This window comes from Agrobacterium larrymoorei (assembly GCF_005145045.1).
Classification (GTDB): domain Bacteria; phylum Pseudomonadota; class Alphaproteobacteria; order Rhizobiales; family Rhizobiaceae; genus Agrobacterium; species Agrobacterium larrymoorei.
Genome location: NZ_CP039691.1, coordinates 1,639,151 through 1,655,017, shown reverse-complemented (window position 1 = coordinate 1,655,017; position 15,867 = coordinate 1,639,151). Strand labels below are relative to the sequence as shown.

The 15,867-nt window shown below is 58.0% G+C and carries 18 protein-coding genes; 5 read left to right on the top strand and 13 right to left on the bottom strand.

Translation table 11 applies throughout. The features are described from left to right. Window positions 1–40: 40 nt before the first annotated feature. The 5 genes from ntrX to dusB form a co-directional block, all read right to left on the bottom strand. Window positions 41–1,405, bottom strand: coding sequence for a nitrogen assimilation response regulator NtrX (gene ntrX, locus CFBP5473_RS07875; RefSeq protein WP_027673220.1), 1,365 nt, complete (start codon window positions 1,403–1,405; stop codon window positions 41–43). Then, window positions 1,395–3,659, bottom strand: a complete 2,265-nt coding sequence (locus tag CFBP5473_RS07870) for a sensor histidine kinase NtrY-like (protein ID WP_027673221.1) — start codon at window positions 3,657–3,659, stop codon at window positions 1,395–1,397. Before CFBP5473_RS07870 ends, ntrX begins: the two co-directional genes overlap by 11 nt. Window positions 3,660–3,808: 149 nt before the next feature. Then, window positions 3,809–5,260, bottom strand: coding sequence for a nitrogen regulation protein NR(I) (gene ntrC / locus CFBP5473_RS07865; RefSeq protein WP_027673222.1), 1,452 nt, complete (start codon window positions 5,258–5,260; stop codon window positions 3,809–3,811). Next, window positions 5,257–6,405, bottom strand: coding sequence for a two-component system sensor histidine kinase NtrB (locus CFBP5473_RS07860; protein ID WP_027673223.1), 1,149 nt, complete (start codon window positions 6,403–6,405; stop codon window positions 5,257–5,259). The genes ntrC and CFBP5473_RS07860 overlap by 4 nt, the downstream gene beginning before the upstream one ends. Beyond that, the gene (dusB, locus tag CFBP5473_RS07855) at window positions 6,402–7,418 is read right to left on the bottom strand and encodes a tRNA dihydrouridine synthase DusB (RefSeq protein WP_084631366.1); all 1,017 of its coding nucleotides are present in this window, start codon (window positions 7,416–7,418) and stop codon (window positions 6,402–6,404) included. Before dusB ends, CFBP5473_RS07860 begins: the two co-directional genes overlap by 4 nt. 256 nt (window positions 7,419–7,674) lie before the next feature. On the opposite strand from dusB, the gene CFBP5473_RS07850 reads away from it, so the two are divergent. Both CFBP5473_RS07850 and CFBP5473_RS07845 read left to right on the top strand, forming a co-directional pair. Further along, entirely contained in the window at window positions 7,675–8,862 is a 1,188-nt protein-coding gene (locus tag CFBP5473_RS07850; protein ID WP_027673225.1) for a bifunctional 2-C-methyl-D-erythritol 4-phosphate cytidylyltransferase/2-C-methyl-D-erythritol 2,4-cyclodiphosphate synthase, read from the top strand. Next, window positions 8,859–9,362: a CinA family protein gene (locus tag CFBP5473_RS07845; protein WP_027673226.1), complete on the top strand. Its 504-nt coding sequence runs from the start codon at window positions 8,859–8,861 to the stop codon at window positions 9,360–9,362. Before CFBP5473_RS07850 ends, CFBP5473_RS07845 begins: the two co-directional genes overlap by 4 nt. Here CFBP5473_RS07845 and CFBP5473_RS07840 read toward each other — a convergent pair. From CFBP5473_RS07840 to CFBP5473_RS07830, 3 genes are read right to left on the bottom strand one after another with little or no spacing between them, the layout of a single operon-like run. Further along, window positions 9,350–9,799 carry a type II toxin-antitoxin system RatA family toxin gene (locus CFBP5473_RS07840; protein WP_027673227.1) on the bottom strand — a complete coding sequence of 150 codons (450 nt, stop codon included), beginning with the start codon at window positions 9,797–9,799 and terminating at the stop codon, window positions 9,350–9,352. The two genes, CFBP5473_RS07845 and CFBP5473_RS07840, sit on opposite strands and share 13 nt — an antisense overlap. 9 nt (window positions 9,800–9,808) lie before the next feature. Next, entirely contained in the window at window positions 9,809–10,381 is a 573-nt protein-coding gene (locus CFBP5473_RS07835; protein ID WP_027673228.1) for a P-loop NTPase family protein, read from the bottom strand. A gap of 15 nt (window positions 10,382–10,396) precedes the next feature. Further along, the gene (locus CFBP5473_RS07830) at window positions 10,397–10,981 is read right to left on the bottom strand and encodes a P-loop NTPase family protein (RefSeq protein WP_027673229.1); all 585 of its coding nucleotides are present in this window, start codon (window positions 10,979–10,981) and stop codon (window positions 10,397–10,399) included. 188 nt (window positions 10,982–11,169) lie between these two features. On the opposite strand from CFBP5473_RS07830, the gene CFBP5473_RS07825 reads away from it, so the two are divergent. From CFBP5473_RS07825 to CFBP5473_RS07815, 3 genes are all read left to right on the top strand, one after another. Next, entirely contained in the window at window positions 11,170–11,352 is a 183-nt protein-coding gene (locus tag CFBP5473_RS07825; RefSeq protein WP_027673230.1) for a hypothetical protein, read from the top strand. Window positions 11,353–11,434: 82 nt separating this feature from the next. Then, window positions 11,435–12,166 carry a helix-turn-helix transcriptional regulator gene (locus CFBP5473_RS07820; RefSeq protein ID WP_027673231.1) on the top strand — a complete coding sequence of 244 codons (732 nt, stop codon included), beginning with the start codon at window positions 11,435–11,437 and terminating at the stop codon, window positions 12,164–12,166. A 70-nt stretch (window positions 12,167–12,236) separates the two neighbouring features. Further along, the gene (locus CFBP5473_RS07815) at window positions 12,237–13,169 is read left to right on the top strand and encodes a DMT family transporter (protein WP_027673232.1); all 933 of its coding nucleotides are present in this window, start codon (window positions 12,237–12,239) and stop codon (window positions 13,167–13,169) included. 69 nt (window positions 13,170–13,238) lie between these two features. On the opposite strand, the gene CFBP5473_RS07810 is transcribed toward CFBP5473_RS07815, so the two are convergent. From CFBP5473_RS07810 to CFBP5473_RS07790, 5 genes are all read right to left on the bottom strand, one after another. Further along, window positions 13,239–13,724: a type II toxin-antitoxin system VapC family toxin gene (locus CFBP5473_RS07810; protein ID WP_234881738.1), complete on the bottom strand. Its 486-nt coding sequence runs from the start codon at window positions 13,722–13,724 to the stop codon at window positions 13,239–13,241. Then, a complete protein-coding gene (locus CFBP5473_RS07805; protein ID WP_027673233.1) occupies window positions 13,717–13,971 on the bottom strand; it encodes a type II toxin-antitoxin system Phd/YefM family antitoxin in 255 nt (84 codons plus the stop codon). The genes CFBP5473_RS07810 and CFBP5473_RS07805 overlap by 8 nt, the downstream gene beginning before the upstream one ends. 95 nt (window positions 13,972–14,066) lie before the next feature. After that, the gene (gene lipA / locus CFBP5473_RS07800) at window positions 14,067–15,041 is read right to left on the bottom strand and encodes a lipoyl synthase (protein ID WP_027673234.1); all 975 of its coding nucleotides are present in this window, start codon (window positions 15,039–15,041) and stop codon (window positions 14,067–14,069) included. Window positions 15,042–15,073: 32 nt separating this feature from the next. Further along, window positions 15,074–15,322: a GlsB/YeaQ/YmgE family stress response membrane protein gene (locus CFBP5473_RS07795; RefSeq protein WP_027673235.1), complete on the bottom strand. Its 249-nt coding sequence runs from the start codon at window positions 15,320–15,322 to the stop codon at window positions 15,074–15,076. Window positions 15,323–15,350: 28 nt separating this feature from the next. After that, window positions 15,351–15,605 (bottom strand): GlsB/YeaQ/YmgE family stress response membrane protein, encoded by a 255-nt coding sequence (locus tag CFBP5473_RS07790; RefSeq protein ID WP_027673236.1) that lies wholly within the window; start codon window positions 15,603–15,605, stop codon window positions 15,351–15,353. Between the last annotated feature and the right edge of the window lie 262 nt (window positions 15,606–15,867).

Sequence of the window (15,867 nt, the reverse complement as noted above, 5' to 3'; positions counted from 1 at the left end):
TCTCTCTGAGGCTAGGTGCAGAACCGGTTTTTATTTGAAGTCAGACGCCGAGCGACTTCAGTTTGCGGTGAAGAGCGGAGCGCTCCATGCCGACAAACTCTGCCGTGCGGGAAATATTACCGCCGAACCGGTTGATCTGCGCCACGAGATAATCCCGCTCGAACATTTCGCGTGCCTCGCGCAGAGGCAGGGTCATGATGTGCTGATCGCCCTGGGCTGCAATCTTGGGCAGCATGTCGCCAATATCGGAGGGAAGCATGTCGGCGGTGATGGACGAATCCCCGCCTTCCGGGCGGGCAAGGATCATCAGACGCTCGATATTATTGCGCAACTGGCGAATATTGCCGGGCCAGTCATGCGTCTGCAGCACTGCCATGGCGTCGTCACCGATCTTGCGCGGGCGGATGCCGGCCTGCTCGGAAATCTGGCGGATGAACATATCCACCAGAAACGGAATATCCTCACGACGCTCCGAAAGCGCTGGAACCTTGACCGGAACGACCGCCAGACGGTGATACAGATCCTCGCGGAACAGACCTTCCGAAATCAGATTTTCGAGGTTGAGAGCGGTAGACGAAATAATACGCACATCCACCTTCACCCGCTTGCCGCCGCCGACGCGTTCGAACTGCTGGTCGACAAGAACGCGCAGGATTTTGTTCTGCGTTTCGCGTGGCATTTCGCCGACTTCGTCCAGATAGAGCACACCGCGATGTGCTTCTTCCAGCGCGCCGACCTTGCGCGGCTGGCCGGGCAAACCTTCGGTGCCGAAAAGCGCGATTTCCATCCGCTCCGGCGTAATCGTCGCAGCATTTAGCGCCACGAATGGGCCGCTTGCGCGTGAAGACTTCTTATGAATCATCCGCGCCACAAGCTCCTTGCCGGAACCGGACGGTCCGAGGATCATGATGCGGCTGTTGGTCGGCGAAACGCGGTCGATTGTCTGGCGAAGCTGGGAGACGGCAAGAGATGCGCCGATCAATTCAACAGCGTCGCCCGTGCGCTTTTTTAGCTCCTGCACCTCGCGTTTCAGCTTGGAGTTTTCCAGAGCCCGCTCGGCAATCAGGATCAGCCGATCTGCCTTGAATGGCTTCTCGATGAAGTCGAAAGCGCCGCGCTTGATGGCATTGACCGCTGTTTCGATATTGCCGTGGCCGGAGATCATCACCACCGGAAGATCGGGATGGCGGCTCTTGATCTCATCCAGAAGCGCCAGACCATCCAGCTTGCTGCCCTGCATCCAGATATCGAGGAAAATCAGCCGTGGCACGCGCTCGGAAATGGCGGCAAGCGCGCTGTCGCTATCATGCGCCATGCGGGTTTCGTGACCTTCGTCAGACAAAATGCCTGCAACGATTTCACGGATATCGGCCTCGTCATCGACAACCAGAATATCAGACGCCATATGCAACTTCCTTGTCATTTTCGCTGCCAACCACCTCAACATGGGGGAGCAGCACCCTGATCATGGCGCCATGGCCATGATCGAAATCGGCAGGCGCATCGTGCAATTCCAGATGCCCGCCGTGTTCTTCAATGATCTTCTTCACGATGGCGAGGCCGAGGCCCGTGCCCTTGTCGCGCATCGTCATGTATGGCTCGAGAATGCGATGTCGGTTCTCGACCGGCAGACCGCGGCCATTGTCGATCACGTCAACCACGAACTGGTTGTTCGTCCTGTCGAACGCCGCCTTCACGAGAATCTTGCCCTCGCGGGCCTCTGCCGGATCGATCGCCTCGATGGCTTCGGTCGCATTCTTGATGAGGTTGCCGAAGGCCTGACCGAGCATCCGCGCATCGAACATGCCCTGCAGCGGTTCGTCGCCGAGATCGGTTTCGAACTTCACGTGGCTGGCGCCCATTTCCCGCAGGAATGCGGCATCCTTGAGGACCGGGCGAAGATCGGACATTTCCTTCGTTGGCTTCGGCATGCGCGCAAAGGCCGAGAATTCGTCCACCATCCGCCCGATGTCACCCACCTGACGCACGATCGTATCCGTGCACTGGTCGAAAATAGCCCGGTCGCTATCATCGATCTGCTTGCCGAAACGGCGCTTGATGCGTTCCGCCGAAAGCTGGATCGGGGTCAATGGATTTTTGATTTCATGGGCGATGCGCCGCGCCACATCGGACCATGCCGTAGAACGCTGGGCGATGACGAGGTCGGTGATGTCGTCCAGCGTGATGACGTAGGATTCGCGACCGTCTCGCGCATCCTCTCGCGTCACCTGAACATTCAGCGTCCGCTCCTTGCCGCGCCGCATGATGTTGATCTGCTGGCGGAAATCGATGCGGCCGGAAGCCGAAGCCTCGGACAGCACATGCTCAATCTCAGGTGCGGCCACCGAAAGCGGCGCGCCGATCAGTTCCGAAGATGGCAGCGCCAGAAACTCTTCCGCAGACGGATTGACGATGGTGACGACCCGGTTCTCATCCACGCCGATGACAGCTGCGGTCACCCCCGAAAGCACCGCCTCGATAAAGCGGCGACGATTGTCGATATCGTCCTTCGCCTCAATGATTTCTCCCTGCTGGCTGCGGATTTCCGAGATCATCTTGTTGAATGTGCGCGACAATCGCCCGACGTCACCATCCACGGCACGCACCGGCACCAGCACATGCAGATTGCCGGTCGCCACGCTGTCGGCTGCGCTGATGAGCAGGCGTATGGGCCGCACGATGCGGTCGGCAACCGCAATAGCGGTCCATATTGCCGCCAGAAGAACGATCAGGGCAAAGCCGAGATAGAGGATCGCAAAGGCCATTTGCAACGGCGCGCGGCCCGCCTCCATCGCCTTGTATTCGGCCCGGTTTTCCTCCATCAGCCGCATGGCCGACATGACCTTGGGGTCAACCGCGCGAACCGTATAAAGGAACGTACCGCCGATGCCTTCGAGCTTTATGATGGCGCCGACGAGGTTCGTCACGCCCGGCGGAATGAGTGTCGGCTGTCCCGCTGCTGCCTTTTCCAGCGCATCCGTTGGAATTGCCGGAAGTGGCCTTTCGGTCTGGATATCCGCCTGCACCACGGCATCGCCATCCGACTGAACGAGGAACGCGCCCAGCATACCGCGACCCCTCGCCTGACGCGTCATCAGTTCAACGAAACCGGTGCGGTCGAGGTAGAAGAGAGCGCGGTTGCGGTCGAGGTCTGTCGCCATGGACAGCGTCTGGCCCTGAAGATAGCCGGCATTTTCCAGCATATAGGCCTGCGCGATATTGCTGGAAGAATCCACGATGGCCTGGGTGCGGATCGCAAACCAGCGATCCAGCCCGACATTCAGCGTCAAACTGGCAAAAATCGCCACCAGAACGGCAGGTGTAATCGCTACGATGGAGAACAGCACAACAATGCGAACATGCAGCCGCGCCGCTGCCCTGCCCTTGCGCCGTGCTTTCAGTAGACGGCTGATTTCGCGCCCGATCAGATACATCAGGCCGATGACGAAAATCGAATTGATGATGACCGAGGCGATGACGACGTTGGAGGTTGGCGCAATCGGTGTCAGGCCAAGTAGAACGAAGAGCGTAAGAATGGCGCAGATCAGCGCCAGGCCCGCCATCACCAGTCCGGGAAGCGCAAAGGACATCCGGCGATCGGCTATCACCATTCCCGCCGACGCTTCGTCGGCACTCCTATCGGCGACAGGTTTGCGCATCGATTATATTCCCAAAGCCGCCTGAAGCAGCAGCATCGCCATAGCCACACATCACCGACCGCCCAACAGCGAATCTATGATACCCCAGTGTTTTTCAAGCAACACTTTGTGGCGAAAATGCAACGACTGTCGTCACATTGTCAATATGATCAGGCGGTCCGGGAACTGCGATACACGGAAACTCCGAGCTCGCGAATCTTTTTACGTAACGTGTTACGGTTGAGACCAAGAAGATCGGCTGCTTTGATCTGGTTACCGCGCGTGGCAGTCAGAGCGGCGAGAATGAGCGGATACTCCATCTCGTGCAGAACGCGGTCATATAGTCCGGGCGGCGGCAGGTTCTCTCCGAAGCTGGAGAAATATTCCCGCATGTTCTCTTCCACAGCCTGCGAAATGGTCAGGTTGCCATTGCGAACCGCCGTTCTGTCTATCGGGCTGTCCGGAACATCGGATTGCAGTTCCTGTTCGATGATTTCGCGGGTGATGACCTCTTGCGGATAAAGCGCCATCAGGCGGCGAATGAGGTTTTCCAGCTCGCGGACGTTGCCCGGCCAGGCATAGGCCTTCATCAGCTCCAGCGCTTCACCTTCGAAACGCTTGCCCTCAAGCCCCTCTTTTTCACCCGTCTGGATGAAGTGGCGAACGAGGTCGGGAATATCTTCCGCCCGATCACGAAGCGGCGGCAGGCGCAGCGGTACGACGTTGAGGCGATAATAAAGGTCTTCGCGGAACAGGCCCTGATTGATGGACTGCTTCAAATCCTTGTTGGTGGCGGCAACGATGCGGACATCGGTACGGATCGGCGTGCGTCCGCCAACCGTGGTGTATTCGCCCTGCTGCAAAACGCGCAATAGACGCGTCTGCGCATCCATCGGCATATCGCCGATTTCATCCAGAAACAGCGTGCCGCCTTCCGCCTGTTCGAAGCGACCTGTGGAGCGGTTCTGCGCGCCGGTAAAAGCGCCCTTCTCATGGCCGAAAAGCTCCGACTCGATCAGGTCACGCGGGATGGCCGCCATGTTGATCGCCACGAAAGGACCATTACGACGCTTGCCGTAATCATGCAGCGCACGCGCCACCAGTTCCTTGCCGGTACCCGACTCACCGGTGATCATCAGCGTCAGATCGGTCTGCATCAGGCGCGCCAGAACGCGGTAGATTTCCTGCATCGCGGCGGAACGCCCCACCAGCGGCATGCCGTCCTGCATATCGTCATCCAGCTTGGCAGGCTTGCGCTTCGGCTCAGACAGGGCGCGCCCGATGATGGCGATCAGTTCCGTCAGGTCGAAAGGCTTCGGCAGATAGTCATATGCACCTTTCTCGGACGCCTTGATCGCCGTCATGAAGGTGTTCTGCGCGCTCATGACCAGAACCGGTAGCTCAGGGCGCGCCTTCTTGATGCGCGGCAGAAGGTCGAAAGCGTTCTCATCCGGCATGACCACGTCCGTCACGACGAGATCACCCTCACCCGCCGAGACCCAGCGCCACAGCGTGGCGGCATTGGATGTGATGCGCACATCGTAACCGGCGCGGCTCAGCGCCTGGTTCAGAACGGTGCGGATAGCCGCATCATCATCGGCCACGAGAATCGTTGCTGTCATGGATTGGATCCTGTCGTGTTCGGAAGAATGCTGTCGTCAGGCGCCACTTCGGGGGAGACGGGCATCAATACGCGGAAAGTCGTGCGGTGATTCTGGCTGTCGCATTCCACAATGCCGCCATGGGCACCGATGAGCTTGGCCACAAGCGCCAGTCCAAGGCCGGAGCCATTGGTCTTGGTGGTGATGAAGGGATCGAAAAGATGAGGCAGCAGGTCTGCGGGTACGCCCGGACCATTATCAACCACACAAAACTCAAGAGGCAGCGAAATGCGCTCGCGGCTACCGGCAACCGAAAGGCGGATGCCCGGGCGGTAAGCCGTCGTCAGAATGATCTCTCCATCCTGCTGGTTACCCACGGCTTCAGCGGCATTTTTCACCAGATTGAGGAAGACCTGCACCAGCTGGTCGCGGTTCGCATAAACCGGCGGCAGCGAGGGGTCGTAATTTTCGATGATCTTGATGTTGCGTGCAAAGCCCGCCTTTGCAACGGCTTTGACGTGATCCAGCACCGAGTGAATATTGACCGGCATGCGATCCACCGGACGCTCGTCCGAAAAAATCTCCATGCGGTCCACCAGCGAGACGATGCGGTCGGTCTCGTCGCAGATCAGCCGCGTCAAAGCCCGATCCTCGTCCTCCACCGAGGTTTCAAGCAGCTGCGCGGCACCTCTGATACCGGAAAGCGGGTTCTTGATTTCATGCGCCAGCATGGAGGCAAGCCCGGTTACGGAGCGCGCCGCTGCCCGGTGCGTCAACTGGCGGTCGATCTTGTCCGCCATGGAGCGCTCCTGAAAGACGACGACGACCGATCCTGGCTCACTGACGACTGGGGCCACATAGAGATCCACAAGCTTGTCCTGCCCCAAGCGTGGCGAAGACAGATCCACCCGATATTCATTGACCGGCGCACGGCGCTCCCGCACCTGATCGATCAGCGCCAGAAGCGGGCTGCCGAAGGGAATGAAAGTGGAAATACGATAGCGCAAAAGATGCGTGGCGCTTGCACCGAAGAAGGCTTCCGCCTCCCAATTGGCAAAGGCCACGAAGCCCTCGGGATCCACGAGGATGACCGGGTTTTGAACGGCATTGAGAACCGCCATGGCCAGAGCATTGCTGGTGGATACGGATGGAGTTTCGGCGCTCATGCGGCCTTCCTTGCAGCGGCACGTTCGGCGCTGCTTTCCAGAGCGGATCGGAGAATTGCGATCACTTCGCTCGTATTTTTCGATGTCATGATCAGCCCCTTGTCGCCCGGCTGCATCTCCGGCGCGAACCGGTCCAGATACCAGCCGAGATGTTTGCGCGCATGGCGAAGCCCGGCCTCTACACCATAAAATTCCAGCATCATCTCATAATGTTCCACGGCGATGTCCGCGATGGCTTCGCGCGCTGGTGCATCGTGCCCCGCCAGAACCGCTGGCAGCCACGGCTGGCCCTGCGCACCGCGCCCCACCATCACCGCATCGGCGCCGGAGCGGCGCAGTATCTCGCTTACATCATGCGCCGTTTCGACATCGCCATTGGCAATCAGCGGCACGGAGATGACGTCGCAGACAGCGCGGATGGCGTCCCAATCCGCCCTGCCCTCATAAAACTGCATGCGCGTGCGGCCATGAATGGTGATGAGCTGCGCACCCGCCGCCTCCGCGCGGGACGCGATTTCCGGGGCATTGAGGGAGTTTTCGTCCCAGCCGAGACGCATTTTGACCGTCACGGGCACATCGACCGCCTTCACCGTCGCCTCGATCATGCCGAGCGCATGGTCCGGATCTCGCATAAGGGCGGAGCCGGAATAACCGCCCGTCACCTTCTTGGCCGGACAACCCATATTGATATCGATAATATCCGCACCGTTATCCGCCGCGATCTTCGCGGCCTCGGCCATCCAGTGCGCCTCGCGCCCGGCAAGCTGCACCATATGCGGCGTCATGCCCGCATTTTTCAATCGCGCCCAGGATTCACCCTTGTTCGCAACAAGCTCACGGCTGGCCACCATTTCGGTCACGACCAAACCGGCGCCGAAGCGCCAGGCAAGTTGACGAAATGGCAGATCGGTGACGCCCGACATGGGCGCAAGCACCGCTCTGTTACGTATAGCGACAGAGCCAATCTGGAACGGGTCTGACAGCGCCGGAAGAGGCAATTGGTGATCTTTCATGCAGATTATAATGTTGCATTATTTTTAGACAGCGTTTTCACACTTGCCAAGCACCCACGGCAATATTTTTGCGTGTTTTTTGATGAATGCGCACGTCTTTGGCAAAGGATTGAGCCGCTGTGGGGGGCAAAGAGCACCCCCATGCTGGGCTGAAGCGGCGTTTCAGGCTGGTCAACCGGTTTTTGAAACGTTAGAGCAGCAGTGTCAACCTTAGTAGATATGCAGGAATGGCATAGGCTCGATGCAAAAAACCAACGTGAAAATCGGTGTCGTCGTCGTGGCCGCAGGGCGCGGAGAGCGTGCGGGCTCCCCCGAAGAAGGGCCAAAGCAATATCGCCTGATCGGCGGCAGGCCGGTCATCGAGCATACGCTGAAGACGTTTCTGGAATGGCCGCAAGACACTGCAATTGTAGTTGTCATTCACCCCGACGACGTCACTCTCTTCGAGCCGATTGCGCAGCGCCGCGGAGCAACGGAAAGTCTCCATGTGGTGACTGGCGGCAAGACACGCCAGCAATCCGTGCTGGCCGGTCTCGAAGCGCTGGAAGCTGAAGGCGTGACGCATGTCATGATCCATGATGCCGTGCGCCCCTTCATCAACGCCGATTTACTCGACCGGGTAGCTGCAAAACTATCCGAAGGTGCAGAGGCGGTACTGCCCGCAATGCCTGTTACGGATACGTTGAAGCGCGGCGAGGCCGGGCTGGTTCGTGAGACGGTTCCGCGCGATGGCCTGTTTTCGGCCCAAACGCCGCAATCATTTGCTTTCAGCGCAATTCTGTCCGCTCATCGCGCCGCTGCCGCATCCGGCAAAAGCGATTTTACCGACGATGCGTCCATAGCCGAATGGGCGGGCCTTGCCGTTACCCTCGTTGAGGGTTCGGTCGATAACGTGAAACTGACATTGAAGCGGGATATTGCCATGGCTGACGAAAAACTCTTAGCGGCGCTGCCGGATGTTCGCACCGGAAATGGTTACGACGTCCACCAATTGGAGCCCGGCGATGGCGTAACGCTTTGCGGCATCTTCATTCCGCATGATCAAAAGCTCAAAGGCCATTCCGATGCGGATGTCGCTCTCCATGCCCTCACCGACGCGCTCCTCGCCACCTGCGGCGCTGGCGATATTGGCGACCATTTCCCGCCTTCCGATCCGCAATGGAAGGGCGCCCCTTCACGAATTTTTCTGGAGCATGCGGCCAAGGTCGTTCGGGAAAATGGCGGCACCATCATGAATGCCGATGTCTCGCTGATTGCAGAGGCTCCCCGCGTCGGCCCTCACCGGCAGGCCATGCGCGAAAATCTGTCGGATATTCTTGGCATCTCGCTTGACCGCTGTTCCGTCAAAGCCACGACCAATGAGATGATCGGCTTTGTTGGCCGCCGCGAAGGCATCGCCGCCATTGCCACGGCAACCGTCGTCTACCAACGGAGGCCGCTGTGAGCATTTTCCCCGGCGATATCGAAGAACAGGCCCGCCAGATCATCGCGGAGTTCTCGGCTAAAAACATCATGGTTTCAACCGCCGAAAGTTGCACGGGCGGGCTGATTGCCGGGGCTTTGACAGAAATCGCGGGGTCATCTGCGGTCGTGGATCGCGGTTTCGTAACCTATACGAACCAGGCCAAGATGGAGATGCTTGGTGTCAGCGAAGCGACGCTTGCAGCCTATGGTGCCGTTTCAAAGGAAACCGCGTTGCAGATGGCGCATGGCGCGCTGTTTCGCTCTCGGGCCAAAATCTCTGTCGCGGTGACGGGAATTGCAGGTCCCGGCGGCGGGTCGGATCATAAGCCGGTCGGCCTTGTGCATCTTGCAGCCAAAAGCCGGGACGGTGGATTGATCCATCGCGAAATGCGCTATGGCGATATTGGACGCGATCAGGTCCGCTTGGCGACTGTCAGAACCGCGCTTGAGATGGTGCTGGAACTGTCTCAGTCCGTATAAATCCGGTCGGCGCGCGCCTCGAAGGCTTCGGCAAACATGCGAAATGCCCTGTCGAACATGGATCCCATGACGGCGCCGAGCAACCGGCTCTTGAACTCGTAATCGATGAAGAAGTAAACCGAGCAGCCGCCATCCGGCGCAGGTTCGAAACGCCAGCGATTGTCGAGATATTTGAACGGACCGTCGAGATACTTCACATCGATGGCATGCTCTTCCGGCTTCAGAAGAACCTGTGTCGTGAAGGTTTCGCGAATGGCCTTGTAGCCCACCGTCATATCCGCCACGAGCAGCGATTTTCCATCCCGCTCCTTCCTGGAGCGAACGGTCAACCCTTCGCAGAGCGGCAGGAATTCAGGGTATTTCTCCACATCGGCGACGAGGGCGTACATCCGGTCAGGAGAGTGTTTGACAAGGCGGCGTGTTTCGAAGTGCGGCATGAGCCGGAATTAATGCGCAGCACCCAGAAGATCAAGGAGGCGACCGGCTTCCTCTCGCGATTTTACCTGAAATATCGGAACCTCCGGACCATAGAGATCGAAGTTCCGAATGAAAATCGGTGTTTGACGCTGCTCGAATGTCCAGACGTAGGTCAGGAACTCCATATTGGGAAAGGGCTCGCGGCAACCATCCGCCATATCGGCGCGCACCCTGCCGTAGTTCCGCGCAACCCGGCGGGCGATACCCGTCAGACACGTCCACCGTGGCAGGCGCATCCAGATAACGATATCCGTTCGCGGCAAACGCACATTAAAGGTGGAAGGATTGCTGCCATCCAGCACCCAGCGGTCGCCCACGATAATATCGTTTATGATGCGGTGCTGCTCTTCCTTTTCCCGCTGGTTCCAATTGGGCAACCAACGCACATCCCGGTCTATGGAGAAATAGTCCGCGCCCAGATGCGTGGCAATCCTCCGCGAGATGGTCGTCTTCCCCGCCCCGGAGGAGCCGACGACCATTACGCGAGATGCTTTATCAATCAGTTGCGCCGCCTCTGCGGCATCCTCAATGAAATTCGGCATGCCTTGCCCCCTGCTCTATCGCTCGGTCCGCCCCGCTGTGATGGACTCAAGATGTGCCACGAATCGATCCGTATCCCTGTAGCTTCTCAGAATGATGACCGGCATGTCTTCTCTTGCGGCTTCCAGATGCATTTGAATTTCGGGTGATTCCCGCGTTTCGAAGTGCCAGATGTAGGAAAGAAATTTGGCATCGATCTTTTCCGGGCATCCTTCCGCCATTTCCGGACGCACCTGGCCGCGATAGCGCAGCCATCTTTTCAGCACGCTCCAAAGCGAGACCCAGCGCGGAAATCGCAGCCAGATTACGGCATCCGTTCGCGGCAACCGCACGGGCAACGTGCCGGGGCTGTTGCCGTCGATGATCCAGCAATCCTGATCCACAAAGGCAGTCATCCGGTCGATGACTTCCTCTCGTGGCCGCAACTTCCAGCCGGGCAGCCAGAAGATATCCCGATCGCAGGAAATATGCGGCATTCCAAGTCGGCGGGAGATGATGTCGCTTAGCGTGCTCTTGCCGTTACCAGCGCAGCCAATCACAACAATGCGGGAAGCCTGTCGAATAATCGTTGCAGCATGTTGCGTCTCTTTAACAATGATCATCCTCTACACCCTTGCATAGCTGTTCCTAGAAAATCGCTATTGCAACCCTACTGGGCTGATTGCTATTTATTTGGCATAATGATTGCAGCCATGAGATGCAACCGAGCCGATTCCCACCCTTCGGCGCGGTTTCGTGTCTGGCGCGTTTCCCACAAAACAGGGCCGTGAGAGCCCAACCGAGAGCCACGATGGACGACTTTGCCAACATCATCAACCTGCTCGAATCCGCCAAGCAGCTCGCATCCATGAACAGCATGCCGGTGCTTGCATACCTCATAGATGTCGCCAAGTGCGAGGCGCGCGAGAACAAGCCGGTGCTTCGCAAGCGCAAGCGCGGCGAATCGACCATCAAGCAGGATGCGGAAGCTTGAAGCAACCGCCTGTTTCCGCAGCCGGACTTCCATGTTAGAAAGTGGCCCTCGCGGCCACTTTTGCTTTTGGAGGAGGGAAAACATGCGCCTGGCATCCGCCGACCTTCGCTCCTACTCTGCCGAGAAGCCGCCGGAGCGGCACGGCTTCGTACAGATCGTGTTGCCGCTTTCCGGGCATCTCGAAATCGATGTTCGTGGCTTGCAGGAAAATCTCTCCCCCGCCAAAGGCGTGCTGATCCAAGGCAATACCCCACATAGCCAGCGGGCTTCAGGCAACAATCATTCGCTTATCGTTGATCTGGACGAGGAACTCGTGCCAGAGCGAACGCTTGAGACATTCGCCTCCTCGCCCTACATCGACCTTTCCCGGCATTCCATTTCTCTTGCCCACCACATGCGGTTCTCTTTGACGAATGGTGACGGCGATCCTGAGACAGTGCGCCTCTGGGCGGAGCTTCTGGTCGGCAGTTTCACTGACAAAAAGCCGGATATGGCATCTCGCCTTCTTACACTGAAGCGAATGATCGAGATCGATCCATTTCAGCCATGGACGGTGGAGCATATGGCTCAACAAACGGAAATCAGCACGAGCCGCCTTCACGCACTGTTTCGTGATTACTTCGACGCCACCCCACACTTCTGGCTGGCCGATGCGCGGATGAAGAAGATTTGCGCTTTGCTGTCGGATTCCGCCTTGCCGATTGCGGAAATCGCCCAACGCGCCGGTTTCTCCGACCAGACGGCCCTCACCCGCGCCATGAAAAAGTCACTCGGCACCACCCCTGCCGCCTATCGCCGCAACCGATTTTCCTGACGGACGAGAGTTTATGTCAAGACAGCCCTGATCCGCCGTGGCAAACCCGGTCACGAAGCGAGGGCATGACATGAACAAGACGGGTTTGGGCGTATTTTACGGAATGCTGGCGGGTGCGCTGTGGGGCGGCATCTTTCTGGCACCGAAGCTTATCCCGGCTGGCTTCACGCCGCTGCAACTCTCATCCGCGCGCTATCTGACCTATGGCGTGATAGCGCTGATCCTGATTGGCCCTAAAATGCGGCGCATATCCGCGCATTTCGGCAGAGCGGAATGGGGTGCCCTGATCTGGCTGAGCCTCATCGGCAACCTGATCTACTACGTCTTCATTTCGACGGCGGTACAAATGAGCGGCGTCGCCTTTACCTCCATCATCATCGGGTTCCTGCCGGTGGCAGTAACGATCATCGGAAGCCGCGACCATGGCGCGGTTTCCCTGAAGCGCCTATGGCCCTCATTGCTTTTCGGCGCCATCGGCATTGTCGGCATTTCGTGGCAATCCCTGACAGAAAGCGGCGCTTCGCTTGATACCTCGAAACTGATCGGGCTTGCCGCAGCCATCGGTGCGCTGGCTTCATGGACGGCCTTCGCGGTTGGCAATGCACGGTGGCTCACAAAACTGCACCATGTCAGCGCCGACGAATGGAACCTCATGACCGGCGTCGTCACCGGCGGCCTCGCGCTCATCCTCGCCATCCCCGCTTTCGCTTTGGGCGGCAGCTCCCACGCACAGTCCGACTGGCTCCAGTTCACACTGGTCGCCATGGCCCTCGGCTTCTCAGCCTCCATCCTCGGCAACGCCTTCTGGAACCGCATGAGCAGGCTTCTGCCACTGACGATGGTCGGACAGATGATCCTGTTCGAAACGCTTTTCGCCCTGCTCTATGGGTTCTTGTGGGAACAACGCGGTCCAACGGTGATCGAGAGCGTGGCGATCGTTTCCGTGGTCGTGAGCGTGCTTCTGTGCATGCAGGCGCATCGGCCTGAGAAAGTGCATGGTTGATACGCTTGCCACAAAGCGGTGCAGCAAATTTGTATCGCCGGGCGTCAATTTTGATTGACACATACCCTCTCAAAATAGAGGGGTCTTGATCTCATTTTCTTTCGTCGGCTTGAATATCGCCGGGAGATCGCAAGCCACTCCGAGCGGAATAAAATGTTTCATATTGGCCGTGATTACGGTCAGGTCATAAGCCTTCGCTGTAGCAGCAATGATCACATCCCCTAAGCCGGGATGTCGACCCTTTGCAATAGCAGCATCTTCCAGCGCTCCCGCGATCCGGGCCACAATTGGATCAACATCCAATATGCGATCATCAAAGGACTCCACGATGAAATCAAGCCACGCGTTCAGGCGCTTCGCTCGTTCGGTCCCTCCGCGACGGTGAAGGCTTCGCGTGCCCTTTTCAATTTCGGCAATGGTCATAGTTGAAAGGTAAAGTTTATCACCTTCTCCCTGTTCATGGAACCAAGCTTTCACATCGTCCGACGGCTTTTCCTTTTGGTCTGGCGAGAACAAGGAAATAATATTGGTGTCGATCAGCAGACCATTACTCAAAATCGATTTCTCTCATTTTCGAGGGGTTTCGATCAAGGTCCGCCGGGCCGGGATACGACATTAGAAAATCGCCAAAGTTCGGCCTAGGTTTCTTTAAAGCTCTTTTCGCAGCCTCTCCGGCCTCGATGCTGACGAGCATCGCTGCCGGCTTTCCATGACGGGTAATTGTAACGAATCCGCCATTGGCCGCTTCATCGACCAGACTGGCAAAACCCGATTTTGCATCTGCGACGCTCATCGTTGACATGTTTACCTCCACTCAAATATGATCACATATGGACATTCTAGAGATTGAAGGGGAGGAAATCAAGAACAGGCTACGCCGATCAATTTTTACTTCGCTTACTCCGCAGCAGCCAGCAGCTTCTTCTCGCGGTTGGCGCGCAGGCGTTCGAAGTCATCGCCAGCGTGATGGGACGAGCGGGTTAGCGGGCTGGAGGAGACCATGAGGAAGCCCTTGGTGTAGGCGATGGTCTCGTAGGACTTGAACTCTTCCGGCGTGACAAATGCTTCGACCTTGTGGTGCTTGCGGGTCGGCTGGAGGTATTGGCCGATGGTCAGGAAGTCCACGTCGGCGCTGCGCAGGTCGTCCATCAGCTGCAGCACTTCGTTGCGCTCTTCACCGAGGCCGACCATGATGCCGGACTTGGTGAACATGGTGGGGTCCAGTTCTTTCACGCGCTGAAGCAGGCGGACGGAGTGGAAGTAACGCGCGCCCGGACGGACGGTGAGGTAATTGCCGGGGACGGTTTCCATGTTGTGGTTGAAGACGTCGGGCTTGGCCGCCACAACGCGTTCCAGCGCGCCGGGCTTCTTGAGGAAGTCGGGCGTCAGGATTTCGATGGTCGTGTTGGGCGATGCTGCGCGGATGGCCCATATCACCTTTTCGAAATGCTCGGCCCCGCCATCTTCCAGATCGTCACGGTCCACGGACGTAATGACGACGTGGCTGAGGCCCATCTGCTTGACAGCCTTGGCGACGTTTTCAGGCTCGGCCATATCCAGAGGATTTGGCTTGCCGGTGGAGACGTTGCAGAAGGCACAGGCGCGGGTGCAGATTTCGCCCATGATCATGAAGGTCGCGTGCTTCTTTTCCCAGCACTCGCCGATATTCGGACAGCCAGCCTCTTCGCACACTGTCACCAGCTTGTGACTGCGCACCAGTTCACGCGTCTCGTGGTACCCCTTGGAGGTGGGCGCCTTTACGCGGATCCATTCCGGCTTGCGCGCAACTTCCGTATCCGGCTTGTGAGCCTTCTCCGGGTGGCGGATGCGCTTTTCATCCGGTTGGGACATCCTGTCGAGAATAGTGACCATAAGAGACCTGCTTCTACCGCTTTTGCGCGGCTTTAACGCCTGACGAGCTTGGCGAGGAATAACAGAAGGCTCGCGCCCAAGAAAGATGTGACGAAGTAGCCGAGGCGGCTATCTTCCACGAAAACATGGAAGGACTTCAAAACAGCAATCGCCACGACCGACCCGACAATGCCGAGAATGATGTTCATGAAAATGCCGAAGCGCATATCCATGAGCTTGCCCGCAAGCCAACCGGCCAAGCCGCCGATGATGATTGCGGCTATCCAGCCTACACTTTCCATCCTTAAACCCTTCCGTCAACCCGGCTTTTCAGGCGATCAGCCTTGCAATAAGCGTTACGATGATGGCACCCACCGTGGCATGAATGATCTGTACCACCAGCGCATTTTCGATACCGGGCGAGATGCCGAATGCGTTGAAAAGATAACCACCGACAAATGCGCCGATCACGCCGCTCAACAGGCACCCGATCAAGCCACCGCCGCCAACGACGAGGCTGGCGAGAAAACCGGCGACGAGGCCGATCAGAAGAAAAACTACCCAGGCTTCCGTTGCAATCGACATGGCTTAACTCCTTGGAATGTCGCTCCCTTAGAGCGTTTCCTTGTTAAATGGCAACAGTTCTGTTGGTTCAAACGGGTCACCTGCTTGTGCGGGCGGCGCGTGCCGTAGCCATAGCCATAGCATACGGCCAAGCCGTCCGTGCAAGCAGGTGGCCCGTTTCAACCAACCCGTAGGGCCGGGCATCTTTCCGCCAGGCTCAAAGGCGATTGGCTCGTCCGTACCTATGGGTATGCCCTTCGCCAATCGCCTTTGCCCTGTCGAA

Excerpts from the sequence above, each read along its gene's own strand:
- CFBP5473_RS07805 (WP_027673233.1), bottom strand. The coding sequence starts at position 13,971 with ATGTCAACGATGAGCGTCGCAGATGCAAAATCGGGTTTTGCCAGTCTG.
- CFBP5473_RS07835 (WP_027673228.1), bottom strand. The coding sequence starts at position 10,381 with ATGCCGAATTTCATTGAGGATGCCGCAGAGGCGGCGCAACTGATTGAT.
- CFBP5473_RS07790 (WP_027673236.1), bottom strand. The coding sequence starts at position 15,605 with ATGTCGATTGCAACGGAAGCCTGGGTAGTTTTTCTTCTGATCGGCCTC.
- dusB (WP_084631366.1), bottom strand. The coding sequence starts at position 7,418 with ATGAAAGATCACCAATTGCCTCTTCCGGCGCTGTCAGACCCGTTCCAG.
- CFBP5473_RS07840 (WP_027673227.1), bottom strand. The coding sequence starts at position 9,799 with ATGCCGCACTTCGAAACACGCCGCCTTGTCAAACACTCTCCTGACCGG.
- CFBP5473_RS07815 (WP_027673232.1), top strand. The coding sequence starts at position 12,237 with ATGAACAAGACGGGTTTGGGCGTATTTTACGGAATGCTGGCGGGTGCG.
- CFBP5473_RS07825 (WP_027673230.1), top strand. The coding sequence starts at position 11,170 with ATGGACGACTTTGCCAACATCATCAACCTGCTCGAATCCGCCAAGCAG.
- ntrC (WP_027673222.1), bottom strand. The coding sequence starts at position 5,260 with ATGACAGCAACGATTCTCGTGGCCGATGATGATGCGGCTATCCGCACC.
- CFBP5473_RS07820 (WP_027673231.1), top strand. The coding sequence starts at position 11,435 with ATGCGCCTGGCATCCGCCGACCTTCGCTCCTACTCTGCCGAGAAGCCG.
- CFBP5473_RS07860 (WP_027673223.1), bottom strand. The coding sequence starts at position 6,405 with ATGAGCGCCGAAACTCCATCCGTATCCACCAGCAATGCTCTGGCCATG.
- CFBP5473_RS07870 (WP_027673221.1), bottom strand. The coding sequence starts at position 3,659 with ATGCGCAAACCTGTCGCCGATAGGAGTGCCGACGAAGCGTCGGCGGGA.
- CFBP5473_RS07795 (WP_027673235.1), bottom strand. The coding sequence starts at position 15,322 with ATGGAAAGTGTAGGCTGGATAGCCGCAATCATCATCGGCGGCTTGGCC.
- lipA (WP_027673234.1), bottom strand. The coding sequence starts at position 15,041 with ATGGTCACTATTCTCGACAGGATGTCCCAACCGGATGAAAAGCGCATC.
- ntrX (WP_027673220.1), bottom strand. The coding sequence starts at position 1,405 with ATGGCGTCTGATATTCTGGTTGTCGATGACGAGGCCGATATCCGTGAA.
- CFBP5473_RS07830 (WP_027673229.1), bottom strand. The coding sequence starts at position 10,981 with ATGATCATTGTTAAAGAGACGCAACATGCTGCAACGATTATTCGACAG.